Source organism: Mesorhizobium newzealandense (genome assembly GCF_042682145.1).
Taxonomy (GTDB): Bacteria; Pseudomonadota; Alphaproteobacteria; order Rhizobiales; family Rhizobiaceae; genus Mesorhizobium; species Mesorhizobium newzealandense.
The window spans coordinates 181,568-192,508 of record NZ_JBHUGZ010000032.1 but is presented as its reverse complement, the minus strand read 5'-3'; the positions used below and the strand labels follow the sequence as shown (position 1 = coordinate 192,508).

The 10,941-nt window shown below is 56.7% G+C and carries 9 protein-coding genes; 5 read left to right on the top strand and 4 right to left on the bottom strand.

The features are described from left to right. Positions 1 to 159 precede the first annotated feature (159 nt). From ACFSOZ_RS38855 to ACFSOZ_RS38660, 4 genes are all read right to left on the bottom strand, one after another. Positions 160 to 381 carry a hypothetical protein gene (locus tag ACFSOZ_RS38855; protein WP_465264470.1) on the bottom strand — a complete coding sequence of 74 codons (222 nt, stop codon included), beginning with the start codon at positions 379 to 381 and terminating at the stop codon, positions 160 to 162. Further along, on the bottom strand, positions 305 to 619 hold the full coding sequence (locus tag ACFSOZ_RS38850; protein WP_465264482.1) for a toll/interleukin-1 receptor domain-containing protein: 315 nt from the start codon (positions 617 to 619) through the stop codon (positions 305 to 307). Before ACFSOZ_RS38850 ends, ACFSOZ_RS38855 begins: the two co-directional genes overlap by 77 nt. Before the next feature lie 431 nt (positions 620 to 1,050). Next, on the bottom strand, positions 1,051 to 2,403 hold the full coding sequence (locus tag ACFSOZ_RS38665; protein WP_095082132.1) for a HipA domain-containing protein: 1,353 nt from the start codon (positions 2,401 to 2,403) through the stop codon (positions 1,051 to 1,053). 4 nt (positions 2,404 to 2,407) lie between these two features. Continuing rightward, positions 2,408 to 3,190, bottom strand: a complete 783-nt coding sequence (locus ACFSOZ_RS38660; protein WP_206073678.1) for a helix-turn-helix transcriptional regulator — start codon at positions 3,188 to 3,190, stop codon at positions 2,408 to 2,410. Between the two features lie 719 nt (positions 3,191 to 3,909). Between ACFSOZ_RS38660 and ACFSOZ_RS38655 the strand changes: the two genes are divergently transcribed. From ACFSOZ_RS38655 to ACFSOZ_RS38635, 5 genes are all read left to right on the top strand, one after another. Next, entirely contained in the window at positions 3,910 to 4,260 is a 351-nt protein-coding gene (locus ACFSOZ_RS38655; protein ID WP_379107178.1) for a hypothetical protein, read from the top strand. A 797-nt stretch (positions 4,261 to 5,057) separates the two neighbouring features. After that, a complete protein-coding gene (locus tag ACFSOZ_RS38650; protein ID WP_245331023.1) occupies positions 5,058 to 6,290 on the top strand; it encodes an IS701 family transposase in 1,233 nt (410 codons plus the stop codon). A 217-nt stretch (positions 6,291 to 6,507) separates the two neighbouring features. Next, positions 6,508 to 6,906 (top strand): hypothetical protein, encoded by a 399-nt coding sequence (locus tag ACFSOZ_RS38645; RefSeq protein WP_143748680.1) that lies wholly within the window; start codon positions 6,508 to 6,510, stop codon positions 6,904 to 6,906. Positions 6,907 to 7,315: 409 nt separating this feature from the next. Next, positions 7,316 to 8,185, top strand: coding sequence for a hypothetical protein (locus tag ACFSOZ_RS38640; RefSeq protein ID WP_379107176.1), 870 nt, complete (start codon positions 7,316 to 7,318; stop codon positions 8,183 to 8,185). 725 nt (positions 8,186 to 8,910) lie between these two features. Continuing rightward, positions 8,911 to 10,635, top strand: a complete 1,725-nt coding sequence (locus tag ACFSOZ_RS38635) for an adenylate/guanylate cyclase domain-containing protein (protein WP_379107174.1) — start codon at positions 8,911 to 8,913, stop codon at positions 10,633 to 10,635. The last annotated feature ends 306 nt before the right edge of the window (positions 10,636 to 10,941 follow it).

The window sequence follows — 10,941 nt, the reverse complement described above, 5'->3', positions numbered from 1 at the left end:
CGGATCGCCCGATGCAAACCCGTGTTAACGGGGTCGAAATGGTAGCAGCGGTCGTAGCAATGGGGGTAGAAGTACACTGGCGCGGCGGCCCGGCGGCTGACACCACGCCGGCGCCCGGACCGCTTGTGCGACGTGGGGCCGGCCACCCCGGTAATAGAGCTACAGGGCGACCAGCTCGGCGAGCTTGGCCGCGACGTCTGCCATCAGATTTTCTGCAGTACTCAGCCCGCTTCGCGAACCGAGCAGGGGGCTGACTTCGCGGAGAGCTTCGTACGTCGTGTCGTGCACAATGGGGACGAGCAGGTCACGCGCTAGGAGTGCCGATAATTCTTTGTCGGCGATGCCCTCTCCTTGGAGGCGGCGCAGCAGCGCAGGGGTCACCAGCACGATCCCGACTCGCGACTTCGTCGCCCTTGTCGATTTCGCGGAGCAACCGCGTGCCGAGGGCGACGTCCTTCTCGCTGAACCAGACCGAGACACCGCGCAACTCGAGCAGATCGTGCAGTTCCGTGGCGGCCCCTCTCCGGTCGTCCCACGCATGGCAGAGAAAGACGTCCCGAAGGTCAGGCCGGGGCGCTCGCTTTTCGACGCTGTCGCGGACCGGCGTGAGTGCCCGCACCTCGGCAAGCGTGTACGCCACGGGCGAACCGGCTCGCGACCATCTCGGCCAAGGAGCCGCTTGCCGCCCTTTTAGGCCTTCGATCCGTTTGCGATGAATGGCGGCTTTCGAAAGTCAGAGAAAGACTTGGTAACGGCCGATTATAGGCGCGAAGCGGGCCAAATGGGTTCATCCAAACCGCGGTTCTTGCAAAAACCCTCTCGGCAATATAGCCCCACAAACGGCACAAACGGGACGTTAATGGAAAATGAAAGCACGATGACTGCATCCGACGAGCAGCACGACAACGCCGACTTGGTATCACTCTCCGCCGACATAGTTTCTGCATACGTGTCGAATAATCTGATACCAGTCCCGGAAAACGTAACCCGTCGTTGTTGGTACAATCCTCGCGTTCCGCCAGACATGGAGGCATGTCTCCATCGATAGATTCAACTCATCAGCCATCCGCCAGCTAGGCCAATGAACGCGTCTCGGTCCCTGGCCGCTTGGGGTATTTCCAACCGCATCGCACCGAGAAGCATGCGCATGTTGGTAGCGATCAAGTCCGCCAAACTCTTCACCTGACGCTTTTCAAGAGCACCGAGACAGTCCGCGAGGCCTAATGCAATCTCGGACGGATAACGCTGGTGCATGCGTTTGCGTGCCGCAGCACTTTCTATTCCCAGCGCCAGGAGAAACGCATTAAGCTGTTCTGGGGTAACTTCATCGAGCGTTTCCGCCTCACCGATCCTGTAAGCGAGCTCGTCGGTCAGAGTGTCGTCGAGCCTGGTCGGCAAGATATCGTAACGCGGCGCAAAGTGGATTCTGCCTCCAGGTTCATAGAGCAGGGCGAAGTTTTTTGCATGTCCATCGTTATTGCCTATCAGGAGATCAAATATCGTGGCCCTGATGAAGGTTTCCTTCGCCTGGGCGGGATCGACCGTCGCCTCAAGTATCCTGCGGATGCCCGAAACGTCGAAGCGCCGGCCTGCCTTGCCACGCCTTTCGTACTTCATCGAGACCGGCAAACCGAGGGCCTGCGCGAAATCCTCCTGATGAAGACGCACGATCCTGTTCTGTCGGTCTCTGCCTCGGTCGAAGCGGGTCACGAGTAGGGTCTCGATCCCGCCAATCGGCACTACAGAGACTTCGGCCGTGTCGAACCCCAGCGCCCCGGAAAGCCTCATCGCCTCGGCCTCATACCGGGCATCCTGCTGATGATCGCGATCGGGCACTTTCAGGATGTGTGTCGTCGGGCCCCCCGATCCCCGCTTCGGCTCGGCAAACCTACCGTCCGGCAGAACAGTCAGGGCTATCTTGCTTTGCACGCCTGCCAAAGGGGACGGATCTTCAGTTCCGTCCGGCAGGCGTTTGCGCTGATGGAGTGCTTCGACGATCGCGATCATGCGATCCTGCGGAATGGGTACATAGTCGCTTTCGTAGTCGCCCGGGACTTTTGTCGGCGGCGATCCTGACGGAAGAACGGAAAGTGCTCCGGCACAGTCTTTTCCAAGGTGATATAGCAGGCCAGCTATGTCATCGCGGGTCAGGCCTTCTCGTGCCAGCACGTCGGTGAGCACGCCGTTGCGCTCCTGCAGAAGGTTGTCGAAGAATGCTCGCGCTATAACGTCACGGTAAGGTTCTTCGGCAAGCGGAAGGGATAGCGATAAGGCGGTCGCATCTGATCTTCGAAGGTAGTCTGCCTTGTAGACGAAGGCGACTGAGCCGTTTTCGTCACGCACGAGGGCGCCGATCGGATCGACGAAACCGTCCAACCGCACATCAAGGGCAAGCACCTCCATTGTATCAGCGCACCTGAGCAAGCAGCGATATGCCGGCTGCTTGCGCGACCTTCAGGACCTTACCCAATTCAAGTGTGGGTTTGCCGTTTTCCAGTTCGGATAAAAACCTGCGCCCCACTCCAGCAAGGTCAGCGAAACTTTGCTGCGAGAGATGTCGGGCCTCGCGGGCGCGCCGGACTAGCCGCCCAATATCTGAGGCAGAGACGATCTCCAGTCCTAAGGTATCCGTCCCGCTATGGCGCGGTGAGGCCGCGCCGGCGTCCTCGTCCTCGTCGTTAGTCTCGCTGCCGCGCAGCAGATAAGCGTCGGGAAGCGTTCTGGGCAGGGCAACCGTGATGAGTTGTGAAACACCAGGAAGCTTCAGGTTGACCTGCGGTATTGCGCCGGTCAGTTGTTTGGTCAGGTCCCCCAGAGCGTTGACGCGGGAAAGTGCCTCGACGGTCCCCGTCGCATTGACTGATTTCCTGATCGTCTCATTACGATGCAACAAGTCCTTGCTGGCCGCTTCGAGCGCTTCACTGGAAGCATTGATGTGTGCGATGTGTTTCGCCAGGTCTTGAGAAGAGGGAATCTGGGAAAGCGCCTTAGCGATCTCTCCCGCCTGCAAAGAGTTCTTGATCGTGGCATTGTGGCGCGACAGGGCCCGAGTGGCGTTTCTAAAGGTATCGTCAGACGATTTGAGATCCGTGAGAAGCTTCGTCAGATTCTGGGCAGGACCCGCCTGCGCAAGCAGCTTTGCGATGTCTGTCGCGCTGCCAGCGCCCGTAAATTGCATTCTTTTGGCCATGCTTTGCTCCCGAGCGGGAACATAGCCTTGCTTCTTCAGACTTTCAAGAAGATTCGCTCCCGAACGGTATCATAGCTCATATTGATCCCGAACGGGTTCAGGCGCTTTTAGTGAGAACATTCTAACGCCGTCTGATACCGTTCGGGTGCATAAGTAGTCGAGGGCCGATTGTCCATGCCTGCGGGCCGACCGTCCGATGTCGGACTGGAGCACGTCGGCGATATTCCTAAAATGTGGGATCGATTTGTCTGGCAGGCTACCAATACATGGTGCATAACAAGTAGAAAGCTCAATTTTTTCAACGGCATGGCGAGAAATCGAAAGACGCTTCCCCCGCCAGTCAATCCCTAAAAAAGGCCGGGAACCATGGGGTTTGGCGATTTTCGCTTAGTGACCAACTAACCAATCTACTAATCAACCGTTCAGGCAGCACAATCACTTCCGATTGTCGCCGTGGGCGGTATTTAATCCGCGCGGGTTTGGGAAAGGGTGTCGGATGATGCGTGGGCGATTTGGCACGATCCCAGCAACATGTTTAGCCAATATGTCGAGGCACGATTGTTCCTAAGACGTTTCTCCCGGCTATCGGCTACGTGATCGTTGAAAAGTCGCGACGGCGCTGGGTGCGAGGTACCATCCCCACCAAGCCCATCCAGTCGTGCAATTGAGGATTGGGGCCGTTTGTGCTTGGATGATCGATGGGCATATGGGAGGGCGACATGAGCGCAAACCAGCAGTCACCTTGGGAACGGTTAGACGCGGCTGCCACGGATCGATTGATCGAGCGGCTTCTCATGGGAGTTGGCCTTGCCGGTATTGTTGCGGTCGTTGCAGTAGCAGTCTGGCTGTACAGCGGCGTTGGTTTCGGCCATTGGTTTGGCTATGTCGTGGCGGTTTTGGTCGCCGCCGGCCTTGCATCAATCCGCATTGGGGGGGATAGGCATAGGCCTTTTGGTGACAGCGCTGGCAGCGTTCCTCTTTGGCGTGCTGGGGTTGATTGGCGGCTTGATTTTTACCGTCCTGTTCTTGTTGGCCAGACGGTAGCCCGCAATGCGAATTTCGGATGCTGACTATTACACCTTGGGCCATTTTATCTCCGCAGTCCTAACAAGGGTGCGAGACGGCCAACTGTTCTGCCGGCGAAGGTCGCTCCGCAATAATGCACACGTTGACAGCGTGGGATCGCGAGAACTGGCAAGAATTCGGGCCGTGGATGACGATGATGATGGAACAATGGAAATCCGACGACACCAACCGGACCTAGAAGGCCAGAATTCCTTTGCCGATTTGCGATTGCGGCTAATTCGAATATCTGTTGCTCACTTTAGTCTGGTTATTGAACCACTTTCGGCGAAGCCGATGCCGCGTATGTTGCGGCCAACGCCGCAAACCCATCCGGGTCGGACGCTCTAGCCGTCGCGATAAAGTAAAGTTCCTCGCCCTGCGCCTAATCTAACCCACATCCTCAGCTCGGCTTTGTACGTTCTGGTCAGGTCCAGCTCCAGAAAAGGCTGTTGGTTGCGATGTGGCTGAGCGCCTGATCGAGGGGCAGGACACAGCCGCCCATATCGTCGATGTCTTCCCATTTTCGGCGGTGTGACCAGTAGGCGATGCTGACCTCATCGCCTCTGCCGGTCGGCTTGAGACGGGCGATCGGCGCCTCGGTTGCCAGCAGGTACAGGTGGTAGGCACCTTTGTCCTGGTAGCAGCCAACGCCGCCACCATTGGCCTCGTCGAACGCTTCGATGCCAGGGCCACGTCGTCCTTTTCCATTGTGCAGTCATAGCTGCCGCGGGCCCGGGCAGGCCTGATTCACTTCGCCGCACGGTCATTGCCAACATGTGCTGGCCGGGATTCGAAGCATGGGATGCTGCACCATCCCAGCGCCGCTGTCGGCGATGCCGTTCCCCAGATCCTGCGCCAGTGGCTTCAAGCGTTGCGCACCTGCTTCACAGCGCCCAGTTGGGAACATGTCCTTGTTCTGATCATGGGAGCTTTGCTGGCGCCGGGCAAGCGGACCGTCAGTTCCTGCCTACGCATGACCGGCCGGGCCGAGGCCGCCAACTTTGCAAGCTACCACCAGATCCTCAACCGAGCCTGCTGGAGCCCCCGCAGCATTGCCAGGCGATTGCTGGGCCTTGTGGTCGAACGGCTCGTGCCAGATGGCCTCATCGTCATTGGCATGGACGACACCATCGAACGACGATGGGGACGCCGGATCAGCGCACGGGGCATCTACCGGGATCCAGTGCGCTCCAGCCATGGCCATTTCGTCAAAGCCAGTGGCCTGCGCTGGTTGAGCTTCATGGTGCTAACCCCGGTGCCATGGACAAGCCTGGTAAAGGCCTTGCCGGTCTTGACCCTGCTTGCTCCGTCCGAGCGATCCGACCATCAACGCGGGCGGCGCCACAAGCTGCTGACCGACTGGGCGCGGCAGGGCGCACTGCAACTCTGTCGCTGGCTGCCGGGGCGCCGCATCATCTTCGTGGGCGACAGCAGCTTTGCCGTCCATGAACTGGCCCATGCCATCACTGCCAGGGCAACGCTCATCAGCCGGCTGCGACTGGATGCCAGCCTGTTTGCGCCGCCGTCAAAGCGGACCACGCGCACCGTCGGTCGGCCAGCGCAAAAAGGTCCAGCGCTACCAAAGCTCAAGACACTCCTGTCCAACCCCGCCACGACCTGGGCCAGGATCATCGTGTCCGCCTGGTATGGCCATGTCGAAGGCAAGACGCTCGAGATCACGTCTGATACCGCCTTGTGGTACAGGCCCGGTACCCCGGTAATGCCGATCCGCTGGGTGCTGGTCCGGGATCCCGATGGCAAACGCGCCCCTCAAGCCTTCTTCAGCACGGACATCCCCTCGAGCCCGCCGAAATCATCGCCCTGTTCGTCCGGCGCTGGCAGATCGAGGTCACGTTCGCTGAGACCCGTGCCCATCTTGGCGTTGAGACCCAGCGGCAATAGTCCGACAAGGCCATTGCACGAACCACCCCGGCATTGCTCGGGCTCTACAGCTTCATATCGCTATGGGCCTGCGATCTGCTCACCGGCACTACCACCCCATACGCCGCAGCGTGGTACCGAAAAACCAGCCTGACGTTCAGCGACGCCATCGGCGCCGTCCGCCTCGCAATCTGGATCGGCGATATTAATCAACACTCCCCGCCAAACCGGGAGCGACAAAATATCCCGCAAGAGCGCATCCTGCGAATGGCCCAAGCCCTGTGCTTCGCCACCTAACGTACAAAGTCGAGCTCAGTTCGTCGGGTGTCGAAACCAATCGCATCAATCAGGATGGCACCCGGGAAGAGGCAATGCTCAGCCGCCTGCTAGGCGAGTTCCGGGAACCGCTTTTGCAGATCATGCCTGCCGCTCTGATTGACGAGATAGATCTCTTGTTCAACTTTCGCGGCGGACCCCCGATACGCCATGAACTTGCACACGGGAAAATGACCGATGGCGAATTCTGGAGCCCGGACGCTACCTATTCGATATGGTTGGTTCTCCACATCGTGATTTTGCCAACGCTGAGGTTCTGGGATGATGTTGCGGCAGAAATAACGCATCGCGGCCGACGCTGGTTCTGCATCAGCCTCGTTCCTGCTCTGGTTTTTGCACTGGAATTTGCTCATGATGGAAAGTTATTGATCTTTCTATCGCAAGAAATCGGATTGAATCCCGCTCTGCCATGTCAAGGGGCACAGAGGTCATAACTGAATACGATCGACTGGACAGCAAAGGAATTTCCCATCGGGAGAATGGCCGTACCGGAGGACCTTCGGATCGATCCCCACACCCCATCGGGTGGTGATCTAGTCTAGGCCAAAATCTAGTAGCACGGCGATCGGTTTCCGAGTTGAAGTGTATGTGCGGTTGCGTTGAGTGAGGCAATATTCGGGAACCGAACCAATCCACAGAAATATTTTGTTGGTATTTTTGTTGGTTAGTGCTGTCGCTGTGCGAGTTCCAAGCGTTTGAAAACAAAGCTAGATTTTCTTGGCTTGGATTCCGCCTCTGGGCACCATCATTCCCATTTTGATTTTGGGAACAATTAGATAAGCCCTTTCAATAAGATGCGCTCGACCTTATGTGCTGAACGAACCTCATCTGGGATGGGTCGTCATGGTTGCAAGCGCAGGGCGAAAGTTGTGCGGGTGTGGGAGTGGAAAACGCAGGAACCAATGCTGCGGCGGTAGATTGCCAACTTATAGAAGCTCGCGTTTCAAATTCGACGAGCCAGCGGCAATAGACGGAGTAGCTTTCCATCCTGACGGTACAGTATCGTTAATTGAATCTGGACACATCAAGATACCAATTAATAGCTTTACCGAAGAATTGCGTGACTCGAACAAAGGCGAGAAGAAATTACTGAGCATCCCTACCGGTGTAGATCGATCATTTATCGATCAACTCCAAGCGATGGCAATATATGACAATGTTTTTGCTATCGATACTGGAACCAAAACTGTAAATGGTGAAGAAATGTCATTGGCCTGCTTCGTTGAGTGCCAACGAACGGCAACCAGTGTGAAAATCTATCCGATGGGTATTTTCGAATTTCGAGGCAAGGTTGAGTTCCCAGAGAACTTTGGGTGGCTACTGCTGATTTCGTTGCTGCGAGAGAAGGGCTTCATTCGAAACAAAGAGCGCATTGCAATTATTACAGACTCGGATGCAGGAAATCATCAAGCCTACAACAGTCGGGAGAGACCCTATTTTATCGGACAGTTTCTTCCAGAGAGCGTACAACTAGTCTATGCATTCGACAAAAGCCGTTCAATACCAGGCATTGCCGTAAAACAATGCGATAAGCTGACACAAAAATTCTTTGAAATATTCAAAAATTCAGATTTTCCAAAGCCCGTTCGAATAGATAGTAGTGAAGGACCGTGCCATGCTTTTCGGCTTTGGTTTCTGGCAGACGGGACTACGCTTAGCAGCGACACGGATGAGGCCAACAAATCTTTTCTTTTGAACGCGATTGCTCAATAATGATTCTCGGTCTAATCGGGTCGATATCATTAGGTATGTTAGGTGGCAACAGGGAGTTTCACGGCCTCCACAAGTGCCCGCTTTGCCTTCTCCGGGTCCATCCCCGGGGTAACCGTGCTGGCTTAGGTCTAGGCTCTTGGCCCGCTCGCTGTCGGCGTGGCCCACCACCCAGGTGAGTGTCACTTGTCAAAGCCCCTGCCCCGAAAGCATGGCATCACGCGCCTTGCTGACCGTGGCGAAGGTTTGTGTGTCACGTCACTGTGTTACAATTCTTCGACGCCGCCTCAAATTTCCTATAAGAATCAATCGTGGGGCAGGCTTCGAGCGCAATCCGCCTCTGGGCACCAGCAACCCTTGGTTGTATTTTTGCGCGCGCAAACCATTGATTTAGCTAATCTTTTTCTAATCGCTTGCTTCAGGTTGTAGGCCAGCAAGTCGTCTTGATGGTATTTTTGAGGGTATTTTGACTCATGAGGGTATTTCGTATCACTTGGCTCAAGTTCGACTAAACTTTGATTTTGAAGGATTTTTGCCTTCCTTATCAAGGACCTAAATTCTTTAGTTCGGTTCCCTTGATAGGCTTCGAACCACCGACAGCCCTCGGATGGATTTCTGTGACAGTGACCTAACCAGATAGACGTTAGAGTATACGTTCACGCCGTGGACTTGCCCGCGAGACATACCTACAGTCCGGTCAGACCTGCTTGCAAAAGGCGATCAATGGGATGGCTGATGAGCGCGTCAAGCGCCGGCTAGCCGCGATAGCGCTGGCGGACGTCGTCGGCTACAGCCGCTTGATGGAGGCTGACGAAGCCGGCACGCTGTTGGCCTTGAAGCAACGGCGCTCACAGATCTTGCAGCCGCTTGTCCAGCACTACGGCGGGCGCATCGTTAAGGTCATGGGCGACGGCGTGCTCTTGGAATTCTCCAGTGCCGTGAGCGCTGTCGAGGCGGCGGTGGAACTGCAATCGAAAATGGCCGGCGCCAATGAAACCGTCTCTCCCGAACGCCGCATTCTGCTGCGTATCGGGATCAACCTTGGAGATGTAATCGGCGAAGGTTTGGACCTCTACGGCGACGGAGTTAATGTCGCTGCTCGCCTGGAAGCCCTGGCCGAACCCGGCGGGATTTGCATATCGGGAAAGGTTTTTGAAGAATCGAACGGCAAGGTCGCAGCCTATTTTACCGATCTTGGAGAGGTCGAACTGAAGAACATAGCCCGACCAATTCGGGCGTACCGCGTCGGCGTAAATCCCAAACAGGCTGCCGAACGCGTTGAAATGGGCTCTGCCGTTAAGCCTTCTATCGTCGTCCTGCCGTTCGACAATCTAAGCGGCGATGTCAGCGAGCAATATCTCTCGGACGGCATTACCGAGGACATCATCACCGAATTGTCTCGGTTCAGAAATCTCATGGTCATGGCGCGTCATGCTTCGTTCCACCTCGCCAGCAAGGAGGTGAACGCCGTCCAGGCGGCCCGGAACCTCGGCGCGAATTATGTGGTGGAAGGCAGTGTCCGAAGGCTGGGCGACCACATTCGCATCACCGCGCAACTGATCGATGCCAAGACCGGCAACCACGTTTGGGCCGAGAGATACGACGGCGAGTCTCGTGATGTTTTCGTCCTTCAAGACAAGGTGGTCGCCGCCATCGTGATGTCGCTCGAGGGGCGAATGATCGCTTCAGCCGCCTTTCAGGCGCGCAAGCGCCCGACATCGAGTTGGACGGCTTATGATTTCTTCCTGCAGGGTCGGGAGTTGGCGGACGCCAATCTCGAGTCGCAGGCCGTTCCGCTCTTTGCCAAGGCGGTCGAGATTGACCCGCAGTTCGTCCAGGCTCAGGCCTGGCTGGCGATTGCCTTGCTTGGACAATATTGGTTTGACGCCAAGCCGGAAACGCTCCGTGAGGCTTCCCTTGTCGGGCAACGAGCCTTGGAACTGGACAATGGTGATCCCACCGTCCACCACGCCAACGGCATAATCATGTTGTGGGCGCGCCGGCACGAGCGCGCTGGTATGCACTTCGACCGCGCCATGTCCCTCAATCCGGTGGATTCTCAGGTTCGCGCCGACCGAGCCCATTGGCTGCGGTTTGCGGGGCGGCTGGACGAAGCTCTTACCGCAATCGAAAACGAACTAGCCAAAAGCCCTTATTCACCGGCATGGTTCTGGAGACTTCGCGGGGGAATTCTGCTCGATCTCAGGCGATACGACGAAGCGGTGGAATCTTTGGAGCGCTTGCTGCAGAAGGACCATTCTGCCTGGCTAATGCTGGCCGCGGCCTATGCTCACCTTGGGCAGCAATCGCTCGCCGTGCAGGCGGTCAATGCCGCGCGCGAAATCAGACCTGATATCACGCTGCAGGAGCTGATCGGCTTCCTTCCCTACGCCAATCCCGAAGGGATTAACCCCCTGCTCGAAGGGTTGCGCAAGGCCGGGCTATCGCGGTGACGCGCAGGAGCGGATGGACTAGCGATACCTTCACGATGTGCGCTTAAACCTGCTGCCAGTGCCTGAACCGCCTCACATCGCCTTAGGCGGCAGATTACAAAGCTGTCGCCCACCACTGGTTGTTGACGGATCAACCTTTCGCGGAAATATCGTGAGGGTATTTGAGGGGTACCTGATGGTTCGCTTGAGAATAAACTATTATAAAACAATGGCTTATATTACCGGATGGAATCCGCCTCTGGGCACCACTAACCCTTGAAGGGCATTGAATTTTCGCGGCTTTTCGCCCCGTTTTGTCCAGCCGAC